Origin of the sequence: Saccharothrix sp. ALI-22-I (assembly GCF_001984175.1) — a bacterium.
Lineage (GTDB): Bacteria > Actinomycetota > Actinomycetes > Mycobacteriales > Pseudonocardiaceae > Actinosynnema.
On sequence record NZ_MTQP01000050.1, the window covers coordinates 113,512 to 136,004 of the forward strand.

At 70.6% G+C, this 22,493-nt stretch carries 26 protein-coding genes; 11 read left to right on the top strand and 15 right to left on the bottom strand.

Annotated features, from left to right (window positions below; genetic code table 11):
- Positions 1–87: 87 nt before the first annotated feature.
- From ALI22I_RS10860 to ALI22I_RS10880, 5 genes are all read left to right on the top strand, one after another.
- Entirely contained in the window at positions 88–369 is a 282-nt protein-coding gene (locus tag ALI22I_RS10860; protein WP_077005372.1) for a metal-sensitive transcriptional regulator, read from the top strand.
- Between the two features lie 26 nt (positions 370–395).
- Complete coding sequence (locus ALI22I_RS10865; RefSeq protein WP_077005321.1) at positions 396–602, top strand: heavy-metal-associated domain-containing protein; 207 nt, start codon at positions 396–398, stop codon at positions 600–602.
- A 110-nt stretch (positions 603–712) separates the two neighbouring features.
- Positions 713–1,696, top strand: coding sequence for a hypothetical protein (locus ALI22I_RS10870; protein WP_077005322.1), 984 nt, complete (start codon positions 713–715; stop codon positions 1,694–1,696).
- A complete protein-coding gene (locus tag ALI22I_RS10875; protein ID WP_077005323.1) occupies positions 1,689–3,983 on the top strand; it encodes a heavy metal translocating P-type ATPase in 2,295 nt (764 codons plus the stop codon). The genes ALI22I_RS10870 and ALI22I_RS10875 overlap by 8 nt, the downstream gene beginning before the upstream one ends.
- A gap of 64 nt (positions 3,984–4,047) precedes the next feature.
- On the top strand, positions 4,048–4,386 hold the full coding sequence (locus ALI22I_RS10880) for a TetR/AcrR family transcriptional regulator (RefSeq protein ID WP_077005324.1): 339 nt from the start codon (positions 4,048–4,050) through the stop codon (positions 4,384–4,386).
- Positions 4,387–4,393: 7 nt separating this feature from the next.
- Here the strand turns inward: ALI22I_RS10880 and ALI22I_RS10885 are convergent, their stop codons facing one another.
- The 10 genes from ALI22I_RS10885 to ALI22I_RS10930 all read right to left on the bottom strand — a co-directional run bounded on the left by ALI22I_RS10885 (position 4,394) and on the right by ALI22I_RS10930 (position 13,752).
- A complete protein-coding gene (locus tag ALI22I_RS10885) occupies positions 4,394–5,794 on the bottom strand; it encodes an NADH-quinone oxidoreductase subunit N (RefSeq protein ID WP_338013487.1) in 1,401 nt (466 codons plus the stop codon).
- Between the two features lie 12 nt (positions 5,795–5,806).
- The gene (locus tag ALI22I_RS10890; protein WP_077005374.1) at positions 5,807–7,297 is read right to left on the bottom strand and encodes a complex I subunit 4 family protein; all 1,491 of its coding nucleotides are present in this window, start codon (positions 7,295–7,297) and stop codon (positions 5,807–5,809) included.
- Positions 7,298–7,304: 7 nt separating this feature from the next.
- On the bottom strand, positions 7,305–9,092 hold the full coding sequence (locus tag ALI22I_RS10895) for a proton-conducting transporter transmembrane domain-containing protein (protein ID WP_238598296.1): 1,788 nt from the start codon (positions 9,090–9,092) through the stop codon (positions 7,305–7,307).
- Between the two features lie 4 nt (positions 9,093–9,096).
- Entirely contained in the window at positions 9,097–9,402 is a 306-nt protein-coding gene (nuoK, locus tag ALI22I_RS10900; RefSeq protein ID WP_077005325.1) for an NADH-quinone oxidoreductase subunit NuoK, read from the bottom strand.
- Complete coding sequence (locus tag ALI22I_RS10905) at positions 9,399–9,971, bottom strand: NADH-quinone oxidoreductase subunit J family protein (protein ID WP_443216925.1); 573 nt, start codon at positions 9,969–9,971, stop codon at positions 9,399–9,401. The genes nuoK and ALI22I_RS10905 overlap by 4 nt, the downstream gene beginning before the upstream one ends.
- Entirely contained in the window at positions 9,968–10,888 is a 921-nt protein-coding gene (locus tag ALI22I_RS10910) for an NADH-quinone oxidoreductase subunit H (protein ID WP_077005326.1), read from the bottom strand. The genes ALI22I_RS10905 and ALI22I_RS10910 overlap by 4 nt, the downstream gene beginning before the upstream one ends.
- Positions 10,881–12,059 (bottom strand): hypothetical protein, encoded by a 1,179-nt coding sequence (locus ALI22I_RS10915; protein ID WP_077005327.1) that lies wholly within the window; start codon positions 12,057–12,059, stop codon positions 10,881–10,883. The genes ALI22I_RS10910 and ALI22I_RS10915 overlap by 8 nt, the downstream gene beginning before the upstream one ends.
- A complete protein-coding gene (locus ALI22I_RS10920) occupies positions 12,050–12,391 on the bottom strand; it encodes an NADH-quinone oxidoreductase subunit A (protein WP_077005328.1) in 342 nt (113 codons plus the stop codon). The genes ALI22I_RS10915 and ALI22I_RS10920 overlap by 10 nt, the downstream gene beginning before the upstream one ends.
- Positions 12,392–12,460: 69 nt before the next feature.
- Positions 12,461–13,393 (bottom strand): M56 family metallopeptidase, encoded by a 933-nt coding sequence (locus tag ALI22I_RS10925; RefSeq protein WP_077005329.1) that lies wholly within the window; start codon positions 13,391–13,393, stop codon positions 12,461–12,463.
- Complete coding sequence (locus tag ALI22I_RS10930) at positions 13,390–13,752, bottom strand: BlaI/MecI/CopY family transcriptional regulator (protein WP_077005330.1); 363 nt, start codon at positions 13,750–13,752, stop codon at positions 13,390–13,392. Before ALI22I_RS10930 ends, ALI22I_RS10925 begins: the two co-directional genes overlap by 4 nt.
- Before the next feature lie 326 nt (positions 13,753–14,078).
- On the opposite strand from ALI22I_RS10930, the gene ALI22I_RS10935 reads away from it, so the two are divergent.
- The 4 genes from ALI22I_RS10935 (at position 14,079) to ALI22I_RS10950 (ending at position 16,771) form a co-directional block, all read left to right on the top strand.
- Positions 14,079–15,503: an MFS transporter gene (locus ALI22I_RS10935; RefSeq protein WP_077005331.1), complete on the top strand. Its 1,425-nt coding sequence runs from the start codon at positions 14,079–14,081 to the stop codon at positions 15,501–15,503.
- A gap of 180 nt (positions 15,504–15,683) precedes the next feature.
- Positions 15,684–15,941: a heavy-metal-associated domain-containing protein gene (locus ALI22I_RS10940; protein WP_077005332.1), complete on the top strand. Its 258-nt coding sequence runs from the start codon at positions 15,684–15,686 to the stop codon at positions 15,939–15,941.
- Positions 15,942–16,075: 134 nt separating this feature from the next.
- Positions 16,076–16,351, top strand: coding sequence for a (2Fe-2S) ferredoxin domain-containing protein (locus ALI22I_RS10945; RefSeq protein ID WP_238598297.1), 276 nt, complete (start codon positions 16,076–16,078; stop codon positions 16,349–16,351).
- 123 nt (positions 16,352–16,474) lie between these two features.
- Positions 16,475–16,771: a hypothetical protein gene (locus tag ALI22I_RS10950; RefSeq protein ID WP_143532128.1), complete on the top strand. Its 297-nt coding sequence runs from the start codon at positions 16,475–16,477 to the stop codon at positions 16,769–16,771.
- Positions 16,772–16,856: 85 nt separating this feature from the next.
- Here the strand turns inward: ALI22I_RS10950 and ALI22I_RS10955 are convergent, their stop codons facing one another.
- The 3 genes from ALI22I_RS10955 to ALI22I_RS10965 all read right to left on the bottom strand — a co-directional run bounded on the left by ALI22I_RS10955 (position 16,857) and on the right by ALI22I_RS10965 (position 18,313).
- Positions 16,857–17,261, bottom strand: a complete 405-nt coding sequence (locus ALI22I_RS10955; protein WP_077005335.1) for a GNAT family N-acetyltransferase — start codon at positions 17,259–17,261, stop codon at positions 16,857–16,859.
- A gap of 100 nt (positions 17,262–17,361) precedes the next feature.
- Positions 17,362–17,889 carry a hypothetical protein gene (locus ALI22I_RS10960; RefSeq protein WP_077005336.1) on the bottom strand — a complete coding sequence of 176 codons (528 nt, stop codon included), beginning with the start codon at positions 17,887–17,889 and terminating at the stop codon, positions 17,362–17,364.
- Positions 17,876–18,313: a MarR family winged helix-turn-helix transcriptional regulator gene (locus ALI22I_RS10965; protein WP_077005337.1), complete on the bottom strand. Its 438-nt coding sequence runs from the start codon at positions 18,311–18,313 to the stop codon at positions 17,876–17,878. The genes ALI22I_RS10960 and ALI22I_RS10965 overlap by 14 nt, the downstream gene beginning before the upstream one ends.
- A gap of 53 nt (positions 18,314–18,366) precedes the next feature.
- Here ALI22I_RS10965 and ALI22I_RS10970 point away from each other — a divergent pair, with 53 nt between their 5' ends.
- A complete protein-coding gene (locus tag ALI22I_RS10970) occupies positions 18,367–19,563 on the top strand; it encodes an MFS transporter (RefSeq protein WP_238598298.1) in 1,197 nt (398 codons plus the stop codon).
- Between the two features lie 57 nt (positions 19,564–19,620).
- Positions 19,621–20,745 (top strand): threonine aldolase family protein, encoded by a 1,125-nt coding sequence (locus tag ALI22I_RS10975; RefSeq protein ID WP_238598299.1) that lies wholly within the window; start codon positions 19,621–19,623, stop codon positions 20,743–20,745.
- A gap of 411 nt (positions 20,746–21,156) precedes the next feature.
- Here ALI22I_RS10975 and ALI22I_RS10980 read toward each other — a convergent pair whose 3' ends face one another.
- Together ALI22I_RS10980 and ALI22I_RS10985 are read right to left on the bottom strand one after the other, a co-directional pair.
- A complete protein-coding gene (locus tag ALI22I_RS10980; protein WP_077005339.1) occupies positions 21,157–22,110 on the bottom strand; it encodes a M56 family metallopeptidase in 954 nt (317 codons plus the stop codon).
- Positions 22,107–22,460, bottom strand: a complete 354-nt coding sequence (locus ALI22I_RS10985) for a BlaI/MecI/CopY family transcriptional regulator (RefSeq protein ID WP_077005377.1) — start codon at positions 22,458–22,460, stop codon at positions 22,107–22,109. Before ALI22I_RS10985 ends, ALI22I_RS10980 begins: the two co-directional genes overlap by 4 nt.
- Between the last annotated feature and the right edge of the window lie 33 nt (positions 22,461–22,493).

A 22,493-nucleotide genomic window follows, 5' to 3' on the forward strand; every position in this document is an offset into this window, starting at 1 on the left:
GGTACCCCCTAGGGGTATAAATGTCCTTGAAGGGCATCCCGGCGGAACGCGACTGGACCGCGGGGGGTGGCCGAAGGGAGTCGGGACATGCGGGGTTACACGTCGGACAAGGATGCCTTCCTCAAGCGCTTGCGCCGGGTCGAGGGGCAGGTCCGCGGGGTGCAGCGGATGGTGGAGGACGACGAGTACTGCATCGACGTCCTGACCCAGATCGCCGCGGCGACGAAGGCCTTGCAGGCTGTCTCCCTCGGTCTGCTCGACGAGCACTTGAAGCACTGCGTCTCCGACGCGCTGGCACAGGGCGGCGAAGGCGCCGACGAGAAGGTCCGCGAGGCGAGCGAGGCTATCGCGCGCCTGGTGCGGTCCTGAACCGACACGACAACGAGGAGTACCCGATGGCCGAGTCCACCTACACCGTCACCGGCATGACCTGCGGCCACTGCGTGGCGTCCGTGACCGAGGAGGTCACCAAGATCGACGGTGTGACCGGTGTGGATGTCGACCTGCCGACCGGTGCGGTCAAGGTGACCAGCGCCGCGCCGGTGGCGGAGGCGGACGTCCGCGCCGCGGTCGAGGAAGCGGGCTACGCGCTCGCCGGCTGAACGGCGCGACCGGGGATAACCGGTCGAAGCCAGGACAGGCACGAACGGCATGGCGGCCGATCCGGAGCCCGCCCGCGCGGCGGGCTCCACCAGTCTTGAGGACCTGATCAATGAACACAGCAGCGAAGCTCTCCGCCTACGGTGCGGTGCTCGCCCTGGTCGCCGGTGGCGCCTGGGTGGCAGGTGGCGCTGTCGGTCCCTTGTCCGTCGAGGCCGCCTCGGGCGGTCACGACGGGATGTCCGGTGCTGAGGGCACCGGTGACGGGGACGACCACAGCGGTACCGTCGCGGAGGCCGCTATCGACCAGCCCGCGGGGTTGGCGTCGTCCAGGGGCGGTTACTCCCTCACGCCCACCGACACGACGCTGACCGCGGGGACCGACTCTTTCTCGTTCCGCATTCTCGGCCCGGACGGGGCGGCGGTGACCGCCTTCGATGTCGAGCACGACAAGCGGATGCACCTGATCGTGGTGCGGCGTGACACAGCGGGGTTTCAGCACGTCCACCCGGAGATGGCGGCGGACGGCACGTGGAGCGTGCCGTTGAACGTCGCCGAGGCGGGCTCCTACCGGGTGTTCGCCGACTTCACGCCGACCGGTGGCGAGTCGAGCGTCCTGGGGACGGATGTGTCGGTGGCGGGTGCGTTCGAGCCGCGTGCTTACGTGCCGTCACGGGTGGCCGAGGTCGGCGGCTATCAGGTGCGTCTGGATGGTGACCTGGTGGCGGGTGAGGCCTCTCCGGTCAAGTTGACCGTGAGCAAGGACGGCGTGCCGGTGACCGATCTCCAGCCGTACCTGGCGGCGTACGGTCACCTGGTGGCGCTGCGTCAGGGCGACCTCGCCTACCTGCACGTCCACCCGGAAGGCGTGCCCGGTGACGGCAAGACCCCGGCGGGTCCGGAGATCGCGTTCGTGGCGGAGGTGCCGTCGGCGGGCGGTTACCGGTTGTTCCTGGACTTCCAGCACGACGGGGTCGTGCGCACGGTCGAGTTCACCGTCGACACCGCCGGGACGTCGGCCCCGACATCGGCCCCGGCCCCGACGTCGGCCTCCGCGCCGGTCGAGCAGGAAGAGGAGGGGCACGGTCATGGCTGACACGCAGATCGAGCTTGCGATCACGGGCATGACGTGCGCTTCGTGCGCGGCGCGGATCGAGCGCAGGCTGAACAAGCTGGACGGTGTGACCGCGACGGTCAACTACGCCACCGAGAAGGCGCGCGTCACGTTCCCCGAGGATGTCGACCCGCGGGCCCTGGTGGAGCAGGTGGAGGCCGCGGGCTACCAGGCCGCGTTGCCGCTGCCCGCGTCCGAGCAGGCCGAAGCGCCGGCGGAGGTCGATCCGACGGCGTCGTTGCGGCGGCGCCTGATCGGCTCGACCGTGCTGTCGGTGCCGGTGGTGTTGCTGGCGATGGTCCCGGCGTTGCAGTTCACCTACTGGCAGTGGATCTCGCTGACGTTGGCGGCTCCGGTGCTGGTGTGGGGTGCGTGGCCGTTCCACCGGGCCGCGTGGACGAACCTGCGGCACGGTGCGGCCACCATGGACACGCTGGTCTCGATGGGCACGATCGCGGCGTTCGCGTGGTCGCTGTACGCGCTGCTGTTCGGCACGGCGGGCGTCGCGGGCATGACGCACCCGTTCGAGCTGACCGTCTCGCGCACCGACGGCGCCGGGGCGATCTACCTGGAGGTCGCGGCGGGGGTGACCGCGTTCATCCTGGCGGGCCGGTACTTCGAGGCGCGGTCCAAGCGGCGGGCCGGAGCGGCGCTGCGGGCGTTGCTGGAGCTGGGCGCGAAGGACGTCGGTGTGCTGCGGGACGGCCGTGAGGTCCGCATCCCGATCGGCGGGTTGGCGGTGGGGGACCGGTTCGTGGTGCGGCCGGGGGAGAAGATCGCGACCGACGGTGTCGTCGCGGAGGGCGGTTCGGCGGTCGACGCGAGCATGCTGACCGGCGAGTCCGTGCCGGTCGAGGTCGGCCCGGGTGACGCGGTGGTCGGTGCGACGGTCAACGCGGGCGGCCGGCTGGTGGTCCGGGCGACGCGGGTCGGGTCCGATACCCGACTCGCGCAGATGGCGCGGTTGGTGGAGGACGCGCAGAACGGCAAGGCCGAGGCGCAGCGGTTGGCCGACCGGATCTCGGCGGTGTTCGTGCCGATCGTGATCGCCCTGTCCGTGGGGACGTTGGCGTTCTGGCTGGGTGCGGGCGGCGGTGTGTCGGCGGCGTTCACGGCGGCGGTCGCGGTCCTGATCATCGCCTGCCCCTGCGCGTTGGGGTTGGCCACGCCGACGGCGTTGCTGGTCGGGACGGGTCGGGGCGCGCAGCTGGGCATCCTGATCAAGGGGCCGGAGGTGCTGGAGTCGACCCGCCGGGTGGACACCGTGGTGCTGGACAAGACCGGCACCGTCACCACCGGCCGCATGGCTCTGGTGTCCGTCCACACCGCGGACGGCGTGGACGAGGACGAGGTGCTGCGGTTGGCCGGGGCCCTGGAGCACGCCTCCGAGCACCCGATCGCCAAGGCGATCGCGGTCGGTGCGGCGGAGCGGGTCGGCGAGCTGCCCGCGGTGGAGGGCTTCCAGAACCTGGAGGGTCTGGGCGTGCAGGGCGTGGTCGGCGGCCACGCGGTCCTGGTCGGGCGTGAGCGGTTGATGGCGGAGTGGAGCGTCCGCCTGGGCGACGACGCCTTGGTCGCCGCCAAGCAGGCCGCCGAGCGGCAGGGACGCACGGCGGTGCTGGTGGCGTGGGACGGCAAGGCGCAGGCGGTGCTGGTGGTGGCGGACACGGTGAAGCCGACGTCGGTCGAGGCCATCCGGCAGCTGCGTGCCCTCGGGTTGTCCCCGGTGTTGTTGACCGGGGACAACGAGGCGGCGGCCCGTGCGGTCGCGGCCGAGGTCGGGATCGACGAGGTGATCGCCGAGGTCCTGCCCAAGGACAAGGTCGACGTGGTGGCGCGGTTGCAGGGTGAGGGCAAGGTCGTCGCGATGGTCGGCGACGGCGTCAACGACGCCGCCGCACTGGCCAAGGCCGATCTGGGCCTGGCCATGGGCACCGGCACCGACGCCGCGATCGAGGCCGGTGACCTGACGTTGGTGCGTGGTGATCTGCGGGCGGCGGTGGACGCGATCAGGCTGTCGCGCCGCACCCTGGCCACCATCAAGGGCAACCTGTTCTGGGCGTTCGCCTACAACGTGGCGGCACTGCCGCTGGCGGCGGCCGGGCTGCTCAACCCGATGATCGCCGGTGCCGCGATGGCGTTCTCCTCGGTCTTCGTCGTGTCCAACAGCCTGCGGCTACGCGGTTTCCGCAGCAGCGCCACGAACGCCGCCGAGCCCACGCCCACCACAGCGCCCAGGGAAGACCGGGCACTGGCTGAGGCTGCATGACCAAGACGGTCCGGAGCGGTTGGCACGACCCCTCCGGACCGTCTGGTCGTGGGACGATGCCGCCATGAGTCGTGAGGGACGGCGGCGGGCGGATGCCGAGCGCGGCATCGAGACGATCCTCGATGCCGCGCTCGACTGCCTCAGCGAGCAGCCCGACGTGAGCATGACCGCCATCGCGCAGGCCGCGGGCGTCAGTCGGGTCACCCTCTACACCCACTTCCCGTCCCGGGAGAACCTGCTCGGGCAGGTGCTCGACCGGGCGGTGTCCAACGCGGCCGTGGTGCTCGACGCCGAGGCATTGGACGAGGGCGCCGCGGGCAAGCTGAAGCAGCGTGACGCCGCGGACGTGCTCGAAGCGACCGTTCTCGGTGCGCTGACCTCACCGGCGACGGTCGGTCGCTGAGCCGACCTCATCCGCCGAGGACCCCGAGCAGGGAGCCGGCCAACACGCCAAGCAGGACCGACACGGCGGCTGTCGCATACGCGGTGCGCACCGCCCACCGGCTGACCTCGGGCGCAGCTGAAGCTTCCTCACCCCGGACGGCCGGGCCGATCCACCGCAGGTAATAGAAGACGCTGGCGACCGTGTTCACCGCCGCCAGGACGACGAGCCACCCCAGGCCCGCGTCGAAGGCGGCGGTGAACACGGTCAACTTGCCCGCGAACACCGCCGTCGGCGGGGTGCCGACCAGCCCCAGCAGCAGCACGACCAGGCTGACCGCGAGCCACCGGTGGCGCCGCACCAGACCCCGGTAGTCGGCGAGCGTCGCGGCGTGGGGCAGCGCGCACACCACCGCGAACGCGCCCAGGTTGGTCACCGCGTAACCGCCCAGGTAGAGCAGCACGCTCGGCAACGCCAGGTCACTGCGACCCGCCGCGGCGACGCCGACCAGCAGGTAGCCGACCTGGCTGATCGTCGAGTACGCCAGCAGCCGCCGGACGTTGTCCTGGAAGAACGCCGCCAGGTTGCCCAACGTCATCGTCACCGCGGCGATGATCGCGATCATCAGCGCCCAGTCCACCCGCGCCGCGGCCAGCGGCACCGCGACGAACCGGTAGATCGCGACCACCGCACCGATCTTCGGCACGGTGGTGATGAACGCCGCCACCACCGGCTTCGCGCCCTCGGTCACGTCCGGCACCCAGAAGTGCGCCGGCGCCGCCCCCGCCTTGAACAGCAGCCCCGCCAGCACGGCGATCGCGCCGACCGCCACCGCGACGCGGGACGCCGACGCCAAGCCGTCGCTCAACGCGGTGTACTGGGTCGCCCCACCGACCCCGAAGAGCACCACGAGACCGGCCAGCATGGTGACCCCGAGCAGCGCCCCCATCAGGTAGAACTTGAGCGCGGCCTCGGTGCCCGGCGCGTCCTTGGCGAAGCCCGCCAGCGCGTACAGCGGGATGCTCGCCAGCAGATAGCCGGAGGCCAGCAGCATCAGGTCGTTAGACCCGGCGAGGAGCACGCTGCCCAACGCGGCCAGCAGCAGGAGCACGACGAACTCGCTCTCCCGCATCGTGCCGCGGACCGGATCGCCGGCCAGGCCGAGCACGAGCAGCACGGCCACCAGCACGACGACCCGCGTCGCGTTGGTCGCGACGTCCACCATGTACGTCTCGCCGAAGACCGCCATGTCCTCGCCCGACCACGCCACCACGGTCACGACCAAACCTGCCGCACAGGCCGCGGCCGCGAGCAGCCGCACCAGCCACTGCCGATGTTTCGGCAGGTAGGAGCCCAACAACAGGCCGATCACGGCGGCAACGGCGAGCAGGATCTCGGGCAGCAGGGCGAGCGGGTTCTCGTCCATCATCTCCACGCCGCGTCACCCACCGAGGACCGAGGTGACCACGCGCGAGGCCGGTTCGATCACGTCGAGCAGGAAGCGCGGGAACAGTCCGACCACCACCGCGAGCACGATGAGCGGCGTGATGGAGGCCGCCTCCGGCGCGGTGAGGTCCGGGAACGGGCCGTTGGGGGACCGGAACTGCCCCATCAACAACTGCTGCACCGCACGCAGGAACAGCGCCGCCGTGATCAGGATGCCCAGGAACGCGACGGCCGTGGACACCGGCGCGCCGCCGAGCGATCCGGTGAAGATCTGGAACTCGGCGATGAACCCGGAGAAGCCCGGCAGACCCAACGACGCGAACGCGGCCAGCCCGGTGAGCCCGGCGAAGCGCGGCGCCTGCGCGGCCAACCCGCTGTAGGCCGCCATCTCGTAGCTGCCGCCCCGGTCGTACAACGCCCCGGCCAGTAGGAACAGTGCTCCGGTGATCAGGCCGTGGCTCACCATCTGGGTCACCGCACCGGTCACCGCGAGATCGCGTGCCTGCGTCTCGGACGAGGTGATCAACCCGGCCGCGCCGACGGCGAGGATCACGTACCCCATGTGGTTGACCGACGTGTAGGCGATCATCCGCTTGAAATCGCGCTGCGCCAACGCCACCAGCGCCCCGTACACCACGCTCACCACGCCGACCACCACGAACACCATCGCATAACGCCGCCAGGCGTCCGGCAACGCGGGCATGGCGATGCGCACGAACCCGTACGTGCCCATCTTCAGCAGCACCCCGGCGAGGATCGCCGACCCGGCCGCCGGCGCTTCCGTGTGCGCGGGCGGCAGCCAGGTGTGGAACGGGATGGTCGGCGTCTTGATCGCCAGGCCCACGCCCAACGCCGCCAGCACCAGCGCCGCCATCGCACCCTTGCCCGCCAACGGGTCCTGCCGGACCAGCTCGACGATGTCGAAGGTGTGCGGTGACGCGGCCAGGTACAGCCCGATGAACCCGAGCAGCAGCGCCAACGAGCCGAGGAACGTGTAGAGGAAGAACTTCAGCGCCGCACGGGCCGCGTCCCGGTGCCCCCAGCCCGCGATCACGAAGTACATGCCCACGATGGACAGGTCGAAGAAGACGAAGAACAGGATCAGGTCCAGGGAGACGAACAGCCCGAGGCACACCGTCTCCAGGAACAGGAACAGCGCCGCGTACGACCGGACCCGCCGCGTCTCCCGTGCCGAGTAGACCGCGCAGGCCAGGAACAGCACCGCGGTGAGCGCGACCAGCGGCAGGCTCAGCCCGTCGACGCCAACGTGGTAGCCGGAGTCCACGCTCGGGATCCACCGCCGGTCGACCTCGTAGGCGAACCCGGACTCACCCGGCTGGTAGCCGATCCACAACACGACGACGAGCAGCAGATCGACCGCGCTCGCCACGATCCAGGTCCACCGCGCGACCCGGTCGCCGATCCGGGGCGACGCGAGCAGCGCCGCCGCCACGGCGACCGGCAGGAAGACCACGATGCTGAGCACGTCCACCTCATCCTCGTCCGAACACGACCACCAGCAGCGCGAGCACCGCGAGGGCGACCACGGCCTGGGCGTAGTAGTGGTGCAACTGACCGGTCTGCGGACGTCGGGCCGACCTGCCGAGACCACGGGTGACGCCCGCGACCCACTGCACGAACCGGTCGACCGACCAGTCGACCCTCGCATCGGCGACGCGCGCCACCGCACCACCCAAGCCGGACGCCACGCGCACCCCGCCGTCCACGACCCGGTCGTCGAACCGGGCCAGCCACCCGGCGAGCGCCACCGTCAGGGCGACGACGCCCTTGTGCGCCAGTGCGTCCAGGTGCAGCCACGCCGACAGCACCGGACTCCGGCCGTCCACCACATCCGCCGCACCGCGCGTCGCGACCGCCGCCAACCCGACCGCGACCAGCGCGAGCGCCGCGGACAGCACCGCTTCCCACCACCGCGAGTCGCCGAGTCCGAACACGACCCCCAGCACCGCCGCACCGGCCGCCAACACCGGCAGCGGCCACTGCTGGAGCCGGGGCACTCGTCTTTCCACGTCGAATTCCCGGTCCGACGGGCTCCACAGCAGGAACAACGCCCGGCCCGCGTACAGGCCGCTCATCGCCGCCGCGGCCAACCCCACCGCGTACAGCGCCGCCGACGAGTGCAACGCCGAGCTGAGCACGGCGTCCTTGGTGAACCAGATCGACAGCGGCGGCACGCCGGCCAGGGCCAGCGCGCCGATCCCGAAGCTGATCCCGACCACGGGATAGCGACGCCCGGCGCCACGCAGCTCGTGCAGATCCTTGGTGCCCAACGCGGTCAGCCAGACACCCGCGCACAGGAACAGCAGGCTCTTCGTCGCCGCGTGCGCGACCAACTGCCCGGTACCCGCCGCGACGCCACCCGCTCCCGCCGCGAGCACCATGAACCCGACCTGCGAGCACGTCGACGCGGCCAGCAACTGCTTGAGGTCCCGCTGCACCACCGCGACCGCGCCGAGCACCAACGCCGTCACCGCGCCGACCCACGCGACCACCACGGCCGCCCACCCGGTGGCGCTCAGCAGCGGCTGCACGCGCAACAGCAGGTACGCGCCCGCCGCGACCATCGTGGCCGAGTGCAGCAGCGCGGACACCGGGCTGGGGCCCGCCATCGCCCGGGACAGCCAGAAGCTGAACGGCAACTGCGCCGACTTGCCCAGCGCGGCCACGACCAGCCCGGCCGCCGCCACGTCCCGCCACCCCGACCCGATACCTGGCAGGTCGGCCAGCGCGAGCCCACCGGACCCGCCGGCCAGCAGTGCCCCGGCGGCGAGGTAGAGCCCGAGGTCAGCGGTCCGCGTGGTCAGGAACGCGACACCGCCCGACGCGACCCGGTTCTCGTCACGCCACCAGAAGCCGATGAGCGCGTACGACGTCGCACCCATCACCTCCCACGACATCAGCAGCGCCGTCATCGTCGTCGCGGTGACGGTCACCAGCATCGCCCCGGCGAACAGCAGCACCAGCCCGAAGAACCGCGCCCCGAACTCGCTCGCGGAGAACACCAGCACCGCCATCAGCACGGCCGCCACCGTCACCACCATCACCGCGGACAGCCCGTCCACCGCCAGACCGACCGGAAGGCGGTCCAGCAGCGGCGCGGACACCGCCGGTCGCGCCATCGCGGCCCACAGCGCCAGTGCCAGCACCACGGTCCCGGTGCCCACTGCGACGGCCGGCGCCAGGCGATCCGCCCGCCGACCGGCGACGGCCAGCGCGACGCCGACCATGACCGGCACGGCCACCAGCAACCACAGCACCACGCCGTCAGCCCTTCAGATCCGCGGCCATGTCGGTCATGTCCACGTCCCGGCTTCGGAAGATCGCCGTCGTGACGGCGAAGCCGACCGCCATCTCGATCGCCATCGCGGTCACCGCCAGCAGCACGATCACCTGCCCGTCCGGCCGGTCGGGGGAGGTGTGGAACCAGAACGCGGCGGCGCCCACGATCACCGCGTTCACCATCAGCTCCACCCCCATCATGATCATCACGATGGACTGCTGGGACAGCGCGCCGTACAGGCCGACGCTGAACAGCGCCGACGCGAGCAGCAGGAACGCCTGGAGGCTCATCGGCCCAGACCTCCGCGACTTGGGTCCTGCGGGCGTTTGCGCTCCAGCCGATCGCCGTAGCGGTCGTAGCGGCCCCGGTGCGTGGCCAGCACGACCGTCGCCACCATGGTCGCGAACAACGCCAGGCCGAGCACGATCATCACCAGCATCTTGTCGCCCATCAGCGCCTCGCCGAGCTGCATCGTCGGGTCCTCGGGCTTCGGGGCTTGCGAAGATGGCCAGGGCACGAGCAGCACTCCCGTCGCCAGCAGCACGAAGGTGCCGACCGCGATCGCCAGTGAGCCCTTCGGGTTGTGCACCATCGTCATCGGCATCAGGCCCGCCGGGTTCATCATGTACATGATCATGAAGACCGCCATGACGACCATCTCCATGATCATCATCAGGATGACCAGCACACCGAGATAGGGCAGGTCGAGGAGCATCACGGTGCCTGCGGCGAAGACGAACGATGCCAGCAGCGCGAACGTCGCGCGGGCCATCGAGTCGACCCGGAACACGGCGATCCCGGTCACCACGGCGAGCACCGCGCACACCCAGAACAGCACGTCACGCCACACCGGGATCACCCCCACACCACCACGACGGACACGAACAACGCTTGGAGCAGGGTCGCGGGGATCAACACCATCCACGCGATCTCCTGGAGCCGGTCCACCCGGATGGTCGGGAACCGGCGCCCGGCCCACACCAGCAGCGCTAGCACGGCGGCGGTCTTGACCAGCGACCACGTCCAGCCGGGCAGCAGCGGCCCGTGCCCACCGCCCAGGAACAGCGGCACCGCCATCGCCGCGCCGGACACCAGCAACAGCCACCGTCCCGCAACGAACACCAGGCGGTCCACGCCGGACAACTCGGCGAGCACGCCGCCCGCCGCGTCGGCACCGGTGGCCTGGTCGAACGGGCGGAAGAACGCCATGCCCAGCACCGACAGCAGGTACACGACGAACGCGACCGGCATCCACACGACGAACCACAGCCCGTCCTGCGCCGCGACGATGTCACCGATCCGCAGCGACCCCGCGCCGACCGCCGCGGTGATCAGCGCGAACATGTGCGGCAACTCGTAGGCCAGGCCCTGTGCCACGAACCGGTAGCCGGCCACGAGGCCGAACGCCGAGTTCGCGCCCCACCCGACCAACCACACCGCCGCCCAGGCGACGACCTCCATAGCGTTGAACCACACGACACCGACGGACATGTCGCCGACCACCCAGTCGCCCAAAGGCGTCGCCGCCGACGCCAGGACCGCCGCGATCAGCAGCGCCACCCCGCCCGCTCGCCAAAGCAAGGAGTCGGCGGCGAGCGTGCCACGGCGCTGTTGCACCAGCAGACCGGCGGCGGAACGGAGCGGGCGGGCGAAGTCGCGGGGCGCGCCCGCCGCCTTCGCGGCGAGCACGGAGTCGAACGACGCCGCCGCCAGCGCGAAAACGACCAGGACCAGCGGCAACAGCAGGCCGCCCCACCACGGTGTCTGCTCAACCATGCGTGTGCACCCGCTGATCGAGATCCAGGCCGAGGCCGGCCACGATCAGCCGAGCGGCGGCCAACTCCGTCCCGACCAGCAGATCCGGGAGCAATTCCGGTGGCAGCGGTTCACCGTGCCCGTCGAGCCAATGGCGCAAGCGGTCGAGGGCGTCGGTGCCCTCGTACTCGCCCACGCCCGCCAGCGACCACCGCAGCGTTCGCGAGCGGCGTACCTGTCTGGTCCACCGGTCCAGTCCGGGCATCCGTGACCCGACCAACGCCTCATCCCGTAGGCGACGTGCCGTGGTCGAGGCATCCTGCCAACCAGCGATCGCGAGCAGCCGGGCGGCGCTGTCGAGTCGGTGGACGAGCGCCGGATCGACCACTTCATCGCGCCACGCCGCGTGATGGCCACTGTGGCCGAGCAGTTCGATGCGTGCCTCCTGCACCACGTCTCCTTGCAGCACGGTGTGGACGACGAGACCGGCCGGCCAATCCGGCAGTGCAGGTCCCAGCGGAACACGCAGCACGTCGAGCATCAGCCCGTCACGGTCGGCCGCACGGTCGGCCAGCGGAATCCCACCGGGCATCTCCATGCCGGACATGTCGTGGCCGTGGTGCATATCGTGCCCGTGGTTGCCGTCGTGTCCGGGATTGTTGTGCTCAGGACCGCTGTCCGGCTCGTGCCCGCCGTGCTGCTGGTGCTCGTCGTGGTGCTCGTGTCCGTTGTGCTCTTGGTGGTTCTCGTGCTCGTGGTGGTCGCCGTGGCTCTGGTGTTGGTCGTGCCCGCCGTGGTCCATGTCGGGCATGGCGGAGCCGCAGGACATCTCGTGGACCTGCTCGTCAGGTTCCACCGCTCGACGTTTGGTCTCACCCTGTTGGCGAACTCGGTCGTGCAACTGAGCCACCGCGGCGACCAGCACGGCCGACGCCTCTGCCGCTGCGCGGACGTGAGTACGAACGCGTGGCGCAGGCATGGCGTCCCACACCCGGTCGATGTGGGTGTCCAGGCCGGGCGCAGGCGGACCAGCCACGACCAGCATGTTCGCCTCGGCCGGACTGGTCGCGGCCCACCACCCGCGCTCGCGGACGACCCGCTCCACGGCGAAGCGCGCGAGGGTGCCGCCGGGCGTGGCGACGACGAAGGGACGCGGGGGAGTGCGGCGCAGCAGCCACGCGGTCAGGTCCACCGGAACACGCCTTCCCGCCACGCGTACCAGACACCGGCCATCAGCACCGCGAGGAAGAGGAACATCTCCACCACCGCCGTCGTGCCCATCCGCGCCACGACCAGCGTCCACGGGTACATGAAGACCATTTCCATGTCGAACGCGAGGAAGACCATCGTGATCGTGTACCAGCGCACGTGATAGCGGGACACCGCGTGCTCCTGCGGTGCGTGTCCGGAGAGGAACGGCGACGCGTCCGTGAGCGCGGCGCCCACACGGACCAGCATGGCGACGCCGTACAACGCCGCCACCAAGGCGGTCGTCACCACCAGCAGTGTCACGACGCCGGTCATCGTCCACCACTAACCATGATCGTAGATCTTAGAGGGGGCGTCGCCCGCTCGCGACCGGATGGCGTCGGGTCAGCAGGCGACCATGATCAGGGCGAGCAGTCCGGTGAACGCGGCGATCGTGGGCACCACCATCGCCGCCGCGCACGCGGCCCCGTAGGTCAGCAGGCTGCGGACCGAGTCCGGACGACGACGCCGGGCCAGGAGGTCCAGCCGCACCTGCACCGAATCCCGTCCCATCGCCAGCGCCGAGCCGGGCGCGCCGTCGCCCGACACGCCCAGCAGGGCGGCCCGGACCGTCTCCACCCCGCACGTGCGGACGGCGGCGGCGTCGGCGGCGAGTTCGACCAGTTCCCGCACGACTCCGGGGGCCCGTCGGAACAGGGGCAGGAACGGCAACACCGTCGACAACGCGTCACCCGCCGCCACGAGCAAGTGGTGTCTGCCCTTCAAATGGGCGCGTTCGTGGGCGAGTACCGCTTCCACCTGCTCGTGGGTGAGCCGGCGGTGGAGGCCCTCGGTGGCGACGACGACGCCGGGCGTGCCGGCCAGACTGAAGGCCAGTGGTTCGTCGTGGTCCAGCCACAGCGTCGGAGGTGAACCGGGTTCACGTCGGGCGGCGACCCGCAGCGCCGCGAGGTGGTCCCGTCGCCTGCTTGCCCGTCGCCTCGTGCCCCGCACGCTCACCACCGTGAGCCGGACCAGGAGCCCCGCCAGCAACACCAGGCCGACGGCCCCGCCTGCGGCCTCGACGCTGGGCGCCATGCCGTGTTCGAGCGACGACCAGCACTCGTGGGCGCGGGCCAGCACGTGCGAACCGTGGTCGGGCAGGAGCAGCAACGTGACGGCGAGTGCGGCGGTGGCCACGACGCTCACGGTGGAGGCCAACCACGCGAGGAGCGGGACGAGCGGGTCGGCGCCGCGGGCGGCCAAGCGCACCAGCTGGCGGGGTGCCAGCAGGCCCGTCAGGCCTGCCGTGGCCAGCAGCGCGGCGGCCACGGTCATTTCTTGCGCGACCGCCTCGGCAGCGCCTTGCGGAGCAGTTCGGTCTCGTGTTCCGAGGCGGACCGCGCGAAGTGCAGCAGCACCTCGTCCGGATCCCCGGACGAGTTCAACAACTCGCGCACGGCGTTCGCCGCCGCCTCGGCCCGGCTCGTCGTCGGTTCGTACCGGTATGCCTTGCCTTCGAGTTCGCGCTGGACCCAGCCCTTGCGGTGCAGGTTGTCCAGCACGGTCAGGACGGTGGTGTAGGCGAGCTGCTTGCCCGTGTCGAGTCCGTCGAGGACGTCACGGACCTTCATCGGCTCCGGCGTGCGCCACAGCACGTCCATCACCGCTGCTTCCAACTCGCCGAGCCCGTGCATCGCGCCCCCTTCGACCAGGACATCCTACGCGGTCGAGTAACCAGCCGGGCGCACAAGCTCTACTAGTGTATATAGTAGGAATCGGGTCGGCGCTGCCCGCGCGCGGCCCCCGTCCGCCGAGACCCCCTTCCTCGGCGGCTGCGTCGGGCGGGTGGACGTGTGTCTCCCGTCCGCTCGCCCGACGCCTCTCCTGTCTCCACCCCAAGCGGTTGTTCCGCGTTCCTGTGATCACCGGGGCTTGACATCCAGGTACCCCCTGGGGGTAAGTTTCGACCGGTCCACGAGATACCCCTAGGGGGTATCGAAGAAGAATAGGAGGACTCGTCATGAACCCCGATCCCCGGCGCTGGTGGGCACTCGTCGTGCTCGCCGCAGCGCAGTTCATGGTCATCATGGACACCTCGATCATCGCCGTGGCGCTGCCGGACATGCAGCGCGAACTGGGCTTCACGCCCGGCGGGCTCCAATGGGTGTTCAACGCCTACGCGGTGGCCCTCGGTGGCCTGCTCCTGCTCGGCGGCAGACTCTCCGACCTCTGGGGCGCGCGCCGCGTGTTCGCCGTCGGCTGGACGACCCTCATCGCCGGTTCCGTGGTCGCGGCGGTGGCGACCGACGCGGGCACCGAGGTCGTCGGACGCGCCGTGCAGGGCGTCGGCGCGGCGCTCATCGCACCGGCGGCCATGACGCTGCTCATGGTGCTGTTCGCCGGTCAGTCGAACGAGCTGCCCAAGGCGATGGCCTTCTACGGTGCGGCGGCCCCGGCGGGCGGCACGGCGGGCGTGTTCCTCGGCGGTGTGATCACCGAGTGGCTGAGCTGGCCCTGGGTGTTCATCATCTACATCCCGATCGGCCTGCTGACGCTCGCCCTCACACCCAAGCTGCTGCCCGCCGTCCCCGGTCGGCGCGGTGGACTGGACGTCGGCGGCGCGATCGCCGTCACCGGTGGGCTGGCGTTGGCCGTCTACGCCATCGTGCAGGCCCCGGAGCGTGGTTGGACGTCGACCGCGACGGTCGCGCAGCTCGGAGCCGCGGCGGCCCTGCTGATCGCGTTCGTGCTGGTGCAGCGTGCGGTCAAGAACCCGTTGATGCCGTTGAAGGTGTGGCGCACGCCCGACCTGGCGGCGGCGAACATCGCGATGGCGTTGCTGGGCGCGGCATGGATCCCCATGTGGTACTTCCTCAACCTGTACGTCCAGCAGGTGCTCGGGTTCGACTCGTTCGCCAGCGGCGCGGCGCTGCTGCCGATGACCGCGCTGATGACGGTCCTGATGACCACCGTCACCGGACGCCTGATCGGCCGCTTCGGCACCAAGCCGCTGATCGTGGCGGGGTTGGCGGTGCTGGCCGCCGGATTGGGCCTGCTGGCCGGTGCCGACCCGGGCGGTAGCTTCGTCGCCGACGTGCTGCCCGGCTCGCTGATCTCGGCAATCGGCATGGCCCTGGTCTTCATCCCGGCCACGATGGCCGCCATCGGCGGAGTCGCCCCCGAGCAGGGCGGCCTGGCCTCGGGCATCGTGAACACCACCTACCAGATCGGCTCGGCACTCGGCCTGGCCGCGATGACCGCACTGGCCACGTCACAGGGCGGTGACCGCCTCGGCGACGCCGTCGCGCTGACCGACGGCTACTCGGCCGCGTTCGTCGGCGCCGCGGTGGTCGCCCTGGGTGCCGCCGCACTGGCGGCCGTCACGCTAGGCGGCCCGAGGAAGAAGGCGACCGGCTCGACCGAGAAGGTCGCGATCGAGATCTAGTCCGCAGTGCCTCAAAAGAACAGCGCACCAGTCCGCCCTCGATATACCCCCTCGGGGTATATCGAGGGTGGTGCCGCAACTCGTTGGGAAAGTCGCCGTCCAACCGTTCGTACCCTGGGCGGGTATGCTATCGTCGGCCTTATACCCCTGAGGGGTATTCAAACGGAGGGATGCGCCGAAATGTGCAACAGCAGTGAGACGCCCGCCGCGACGGCCGCCGGTGATGCGTCGACCGATGGTCTCGACTTCGTCGTCCAGGGCATGACTTGCGGCGGGTGCGCGACCAAGGTCACCAGCGCCGTCAAGGACGTCTCCGGCGTGACGAACGTCGTCGTGGACATCGCCGGCGGCAAGCTCAGTGTCGCGGGTTCCGCCGACGAGTCGGCGATCACCGCAGCGGTCGAGGGCGCGGGCTACGCCGTCGCCCGCACGAGCTGACGCCCTACCCGGCTTAGTAGGTTCACCGCCGTAACGGCGACGGCATGGAGATCAGGTGTCCGATTCGAGCAAGTCGACCCGTCTGTCGGGGCTGCTGCTGCGGCACCGCGGACAAGCACCCCGACGTTGACCACGTGACGCATCTGCGCAGGTTCAGGGAAGGTGTCGGACCGCATGCCGTCACCGTGGCGAACTGCCTGAGTTCCTGCGACTTCTCCGACGTTGTCGTGGTCCGACCGGCGCGGGGCGTCGGTGCGCGGCCGGTCTGGTTGGGCGGCGTGCTCACCGACGAGGCGGTGGGCCACATCCTCGACTGGGTCGCCGAGGGCGGTCCCGGCCGTGCCGAGATGCCGGACGGCTTGACCGGCCACTTGATCGACCGGCCGGCCGACGACAGCGCCGCGAGCTGAACTCGAGGGGCGTCACCTCGCCCGTGGCGCCCCGCACGTCGGTCAGACCGCTGACGACCAGATGTTCCCGGAGACGTCGAAATAGTCGGCGCGAAACAGTTCGGCCTTCGTCAACCTGCGCCGATGGTTCACCCGACGCCTCGCGAGCCCGTGGTCGTGGAGCCCGTCGTCAACCGGGAGAAGCTCCTGGAGCTGCTCGCGTGGGAGACGGAGCGCTCGCCCCTGGACTTCAAGCCCTGGTTCGACCTCAACGAGAAACGTGACGTGTTGGAACTGGCCAAGCACGTCGGTGCGATGTCGGTGCGGGGTCGGTATCTCGTGATCGGCGTGGACGGCCACGGGAAGCCGACCGGCGACCTGACCGCCGAGCAGGTAATCCGTTTCGACGAGGCGCAGTTGCGTTCGAAGCTACTCGGGTAACCCTGTGGGCTGCGCCATCTTCTGTGCTGACGGTCAGTACGACGACTGCGGAGAGTCGTCGAAGGTCGTGTTCTGAAAGATCAAGTCAGAGTCGGAGGGCCATGCCGACCGAGTCCGGTGCGGTCTCCGTGAAGCCGTACTTCGCGTAGAGGTGGCGTGCGTCGCCGTCGGCGATGAGCGAGATGTAGGCCGTGCGCGGCGCTCGTTGCCGCAGGTGTTCCATCAGCGCGGCCATGATCTTCTTGCCGAGTCCGCGCCCCTGGTGTTCGGGCAGGACGCACATGTCGACGATCTGGAAAGCGGTGCCGCCGTCGCCGATGACGCGCCCCATGCCTACCGGTTGGTCGTCGTGATAGGCGACGACCGCGTACCACGTGCCGGCCAGGCCGGCCGTCGCCGCCGTTGCCGACTTCGGGCTCAGGCCGGTAGCGACCCGCAGGCGCTGGTAGACCTCGACCGGGGGCGTTTCGGTTCGCACGAGGTAGGTCACGGCACTCCTGTGGTTTGTGGCGCGTCCGCACGATGTCGGTCGGGATGTGCGGAACTGGTTGGTATTGAGCCATCTGGTCAGCGAACCCCGGGCCGCCGTGTCAGCGGGTGGCGTGTTGGCCGTGGTCGCTGACCTGGGCGTCGAACCAGGCGTGCAGGGCGTTGCGGAGTCCGGCGTCGCCGGTGGTATAGGAGGCGCGTGCTCCGTCGGGGGTGGTTTCGTAGTCGATGGTGATTCCCCCGCCGTGTGCGCGTAGTGCTTCCAGACCGGGCATCTCGTTGCCGTGGATGCGGGCGGGGTCGGTGAAGTCGCCGCGCCGGAAGCGGTCCACCTCCGCGGTCAGGTGTTCCCGGATGAGGGTGATCTGGGCGGTGTCCTGGGGGTCGTCGGCGACCACGGTCTGCACGCCGCCGGTGTCGGTCTTGCTGAACTGGTGGGTGGTGCGTTCCAGGTCGAACGGCATGACCGACGCGCCCCGCTCGGCGACCTCGGCCTGTCGGCCGGAGGTCGCCGGTGTCGGTGTCGCCGTCGACGAGTCGGCGGCGCAGCCGCTGTTCAGCGCGGCGGCAGCGGCGACGGCCGCCAAGAGCAGTGCTCGACGGGCCTGGGGGTGGTCAAGACGGTTCAACAGTGGCCTCCGCGAGGATCTGGAGCGCGTGCACCACGGCGGCGCGCTGGTCGTCGGGTATGCGATCGAGCAGGGCGGTCAACCGGTCCCGGCGGGCGTCGGCCTGCCGAGCGGCAGCGGTGGCACCTGCGTCGGTGAGCACCAGCAGAACGCCACGGCCATCGCCGTCGGCCGTCTCCCGGTGCACCCAACCCCGGCCCACCAGGTTGGTGACCAGGCGGCTGACGGTGCTCTTCTCCAACCGCAACCGGCGGGCCAACTCCACCTGACGGATCCGCCCCTCCCGGGCGACTTCCACCATGGCGTGCGCCTCCGAGACCGGCAGCGGCTGCCCGCACGGAGTCCGGTCCGGCTGATGAAGGCCGAAGTTGCGGACGAACCGCATCAACGCCTCCTGCGCCGCGTCCGCTTCCCCACTCTGCATGGTTCGACTGTACAACCAGATGGTTCGACGGTGCAACCATCATCGCGGTCGAGGTGTCGCGGTCGGGACCACTGCTGCTCCTCGGCGGGCGTGCCGCCGACCTGTTCGGAGCCCGCCGACTCCTCCTCGCCGGTCTCCTGCTGTTCGCGGCGGCATCGCTGACCGCGGGACTGGCCACCTCCGCGCCGATGCTGCTCACCGGTCGGGTCGCGCAGGGCATGGCCGCCGCCATGCTGTCGCCGGCGGCACTGTCGCTCATCGTCACGATCTTCGACGGCGACGAACGCAACCGGGCGCTCGGCATCTGGGCCGCGCTGGGCGGCAGCGGCGCCGCACTCGGCGTCCTGCTCGGCGGGCTGCTCACCGCCGGACCGGGCTGGGCGTGGATCTTCTACATCAACGTCCCGATCGGACTCGTGCTGCTCTTCACGCTCCGCTCCTACCTGCCGACCCAGCCGGTACCCGCAACCGGCGCACGCCTCGACGTTCCCGGCGCGGCCCTGGTGACCACGGCGACCGCAACCCTGATCTACGCGTTGATCAGGGCGGGAGACCACGGCTGGGCCACGCTGACCACCGCCGTGCTGCTGGTCGTGTCGGCGGTCCTCTACACCGCCTTCGTGGCGCGTCAGCGCCTGGCCGCGAGCCCGCTCATGAACGTAGGACTGCTGATCCGCAGGCCCGTGGCAGCCGGCACCCTGCTGATCGTCGTCGCCACCGCACTGATGATCATGATGTTCTTCCTGGGCACGTTCGCCCTGCAGGAGTACCACGGCTACAACGCACTGACCACCGGCCTGCTCTTCCTGCCCATCGCGCTGTCCACCATGCTCGGCGCCAACGTGACCGGTCACGTCATCGGCCGCGCGGGGGCCCGGACCCTGGCCGTGGCCGGGCTGGTCGCCGCTGCCGCCGGTCTGGCCGTCCCGGCGCTCTGGAACGGGGCCGCGGCCATGGTCGTCGGCATGGCGGTCGCGGCTGCTGGCACCGGGGCGCTGTTCGTGGTGGCGTCGGCGACCGCACTGGGGCAGGTGGCGCCGCACGAAGCCGGCCTCGCCTCGGGGATCGTCAGCACCTTCCACGAGTTCGGCGCCTCACTCGGCGCGGCGGTCGCGTCCAGCATCGCCGCCGTCAGCATCGCCGGCGCTGGCGCCGAGGGGTTCACCCGCGGCTTCACCACCGGCGCGATCATCGCGATCGTGGCCGCCCTCGCCGCGTTCGCCATCACACCGGGCTCCCGATCCAGGTAAACCGACAGGCGGACGGGCCTCGGCCCGCACGCGCTTCACGGTCACGGAATACCCCTGGTGCTGTTCACAACCATCGGCGTCGCCCACCGGGCACGCCACTGTCCTGATTGGATCTCCAACCCCATGCCCGTCCAGCGTTCACTGTTCCTGCACTCCGATCTGCGCCGCCGTCCGCAGGAGATGCTGCGACGGATGTCGGAGATGATCGATCCGGACACGCCCGCACACGGACCGGACGGCCCGGTGGCCGTCCTGGAACGGCGGATGGCGTCGTTGCTGGACAAGCAGGCCGCGGTGTTCTTCCCGTCCGGCACGATGGCGCAGCAGGTCGCACTGCGCATCCACGCGGACCGGCGTGGCCGCCGGGCTTTCGCCGCCCACCCGCAGAGCCACCTGGAGGTCTGGGAACACCGCGGGTACAGCGTCGTGCACGGACTACGCTGCCATCCCACCGGCGACCGGCACCGGCTCATGACCCTGGCCGACCTGACCGCCATCGGCGAGCCGCTCGCGGCAGTGGTCTGGGAGCTGCCGCAGCGCGACATCGGTGGCCTGCTCCCCGAATGGGACGACCTGGTCGCGCAGACGTCGGCGATGCGCGAGCGCGGTGCCGCGATCCACCTCGACGGAGCCCGGCTCTGGGAAGCACAGACCTACTACGCGAGGCCGTTCCCCGACATCACCGCGTTGTTCGACACCGCGTACGTGTCGCTCTACAAAGCCCTCCAGGGCACCGGTGGTGCAGTCCTGGCCACCGACGCCGACTTCGCCGCCGAGGCGCGAGTGTGGCGACGCCGGCTCGGCGGGGACGTCTACGACGCCTGGCCGCTGGCCCTCGTCGCCCTGCACGGTCTGGACACCCTGCTGCCCCGGTTGCCGAGCCATCGCGATCACGCGATCGCGATCGCGGCGGCCATCAACGCCGACGGCGCCGCCCGAACAGTCCCGAACCCACCCCAAACCCCGCTGTTCCACATCCACCTCCCGATCGGACCAGCCGCCGCCGAACGAGCAGCCGCGACCGTGCTCGCCGCCACCGGCGTCGAACTGCTCGGCCGGGTACGGACCGCGCCAGACCCAGACCGGTGCTCCTTCGAGATCACCGTCGGCGAAAACGCCATGGCGTTCACCCCCGCCGACGTCGTCGAACTGATCCACGACCTGCTCCGGCACAGTGGATGAGGCCCGATGGCCGAGCGCGCCGGCCCATGCATCATCCGCGGCGTCGACGGACTGGCCGCCCGTCGACGCCGTCGCAGGGCACGCGCCGCTGCTGCTGTCGGAACTCAACGGATGAACTCGTCACCTGCGAATCCGTACCCTCCACCAGGGCCCAAAGGCCCTGCACCGTCCGCGATTACGAGCGGCTACTCAACTCGACGCCACGATGATCCATTGGCCAGATCACATCGTCATGACCCGCCGCATCGAGCGGCGCCAACACGCCTGAACCCCTTATTTGCCCGCCGCTGACCGCGCCGGCGAATGCCGAGAACGCACCCAACGGCGTCTAGCGGGTGGGCACGGGGTTCCCGAACACCTCGTTCGGGGCCAACCACTACTGGGTCGACGTCGTGCTCACCCGGTAACCGATCACATCGGCAGCAGCGGACAGGAGATCGCGGCCGTGGCGACCAGCAGGCCCAGTCCGGCCAGACCGGGCAGGCTGGCCGCCACGACCGCAGCCGTCACCAGCGCGCCTACGCGGCGTACGAGAGGGATCCGGTGCGTGCGCGCCAGCCGGTCGAGTCGCAGTGCGACATCGTGATCGGCTGCCGCCAGTGCCCCGGCCGGTGCGCCGGCGGAACCGATGCGGAGCAACGCGTCGCGCACGGTGTCCGCGCCGTGCCGTGCGGCGGCTCTGCGGTCGGCGTCCATCTCGGCGAGGACCCGGATCGCGTCCGGCGCTTGGCGGGTCAACGGCACGAACGGCATCGCCCAAGCCAGGGCTTCGGCGAGTCCGACGAGCATGTGGTGACGTCCGTGGATGTGCGCGCGCTCGTGTTCGAGCACGGCGTCCAGTTCGGCGTCGGACAGCCGGTCGGCCAGCCCGCGGCTCGCCACGATGAACGGCGGCGTGCCCGCGGCGCTGTAGGCCAGCGGCTGCTCGTGGTCGAGCCACAGCACCGGGATCGGCCCCGGCTGCTCCCGTGCGGCGATCCGCAGCAGGTCCAGTTGTCTGCGATGCGTACGTCGGGACGCGCGACGTCGTCGGACCGCGCCGACGCCCACCCTGGCTGCGACGGCCAGCAGCACGGTGGTGCCGAGCAGGCCCACCAGGTCGTCCAGACGGGGCATGCTGCCGTGGGACACGGCGGTCCAGCAGCCGTGCAGCCACCCCAGCACCCACCGGGCCGGGCCGTGTCCCGGGAGCAGCACCATCACCACGCCCGCCGCCGCGGTCGCGGCCACGCCGAGGCAGGTCAGGAACCACCAGGCAATGGCCAGCGCCGGGTCGACCCGGCTCGTGGTCAGGGCGCGCAGACGGCGTGGGGCCGCCCAGCCGACGACCAGGGCGCCCAGTACGAGCGCGAATGCGAAGATCATGGTTCTCCGTCGAGGGCTTTGCGCAGCACCTCGGATTCACGTGCGGACACCGACCGGGCGAAGTGCATCAGGACCGCCTCCGGATCGCCCGCCTCGTCCAGCAGCTCCCGCAACGCCTTGGCCTCGGCTTCGTCCCGGCTCATCGCCGCCTGGTATCGGTAGGACCGGCTCTCCATGTGGCGGACCACCCAGCCCTTGCGGTGCAGGTTGTCCAACACGGTCATGACCGTGGTGTACGCGAGCGTGCGTTCCTTGGTGATCGCTTCGAGCACGTCGCGGACCCGCTGCGCCTCGGACGTGTTCCACAGCACGTCCATGACCGCGGTTTCCAACTCGCCGAGCCCTCGCATCACGCCTCCTATCGAGGATAGTAAGCGTGATGC

Excerpts from the sequence above, each read along its gene's own strand:
- ALI22I_RS10950 (WP_143532128.1), top strand. The coding sequence starts at position 16,475 with ATGGTTCACCCGACGCCTCGCGAGCCCGTGGTCGTGGAGCCCGTCGTC.
- ALI22I_RS10885 (WP_338013487.1), bottom strand. The coding sequence starts at position 5,794 with ATGATGGACGAGAACCCGCTCGCCCTGCTGCCCGAGATCCTGCTCGCC.
- ALI22I_RS10910 (WP_077005326.1), bottom strand. The coding sequence starts at position 10,888 with ATGGTTGAGCAGACACCGTGGTGGGGCGGCCTGCTGTTGCCGCTGGTC.
- nuoK (WP_077005325.1), bottom strand. The coding sequence starts at position 9,402 with ATGAGCCTCCAGGCGTTCCTGCTGCTCGCGTCGGCGCTGTTCAGCGTC.
- ALI22I_RS10980 (WP_077005339.1), bottom strand. The coding sequence starts at position 22,110 with ATGATCTTCGCATTCGCGCTCGTACTGGGCGCCCTGGTCGTCGGCTGG.
- ALI22I_RS10940 (WP_077005332.1), top strand. The coding sequence starts at position 15,684 with ATGTGCAACAGCAGTGAGACGCCCGCCGCGACGGCCGCCGGTGATGCG.
- ALI22I_RS10985 (WP_077005377.1), bottom strand. The coding sequence starts at position 22,460 with ATGCGAGGGCTCGGCGAGTTGGAAACCGCGGTCATGGACGTGCTGTGG.
- ALI22I_RS10935 (WP_077005331.1), top strand. The coding sequence starts at position 14,079 with ATGAACCCCGATCCCCGGCGCTGGTGGGCACTCGTCGTGCTCGCCGCA.
- ALI22I_RS10965 (WP_077005337.1), bottom strand. The coding sequence starts at position 18,313 with ATGCAGAGTGGGGAAGCGGACGCGGCGCAGGAGGCGTTGATGCGGTTC.
- ALI22I_RS10880 (WP_077005324.1), top strand. The coding sequence starts at position 4,048 with ATGAGTCGTGAGGGACGGCGGCGGGCGGATGCCGAGCGCGGCATCGAG.
- ALI22I_RS10920 (WP_077005328.1), bottom strand. The coding sequence starts at position 12,391 with ATGACCGGCGTCGTGACACTGCTGGTGGTGACGACCGCCTTGGTGGCG.
- ALI22I_RS10860 (WP_077005372.1), top strand. The coding sequence starts at position 88 with ATGCGGGGTTACACGTCGGACAAGGATGCCTTCCTCAAGCGCTTGCGC.
- ALI22I_RS10875 (WP_077005323.1), top strand. The coding sequence starts at position 1,689 with ATGGCTGACACGCAGATCGAGCTTGCGATCACGGGCATGACGTGCGCT.
- ALI22I_RS10925 (WP_077005329.1), bottom strand. The coding sequence starts at position 13,393 with ATGACCGTGGCCGCCGCGCTGCTGGCCACGGCAGGCCTGACGGGCCTG.
- ALI22I_RS10930 (WP_077005330.1), bottom strand. The coding sequence starts at position 13,752 with ATGCACGGGCTCGGCGAGTTGGAAGCAGCGGTGATGGACGTGCTGTGG.
- ALI22I_RS10865 (WP_077005321.1), top strand. The coding sequence starts at position 396 with ATGGCCGAGTCCACCTACACCGTCACCGGCATGACCTGCGGCCACTGC.
- ALI22I_RS10870 (WP_077005322.1), top strand. The coding sequence starts at position 713 with ATGAACACAGCAGCGAAGCTCTCCGCCTACGGTGCGGTGCTCGCCCTG.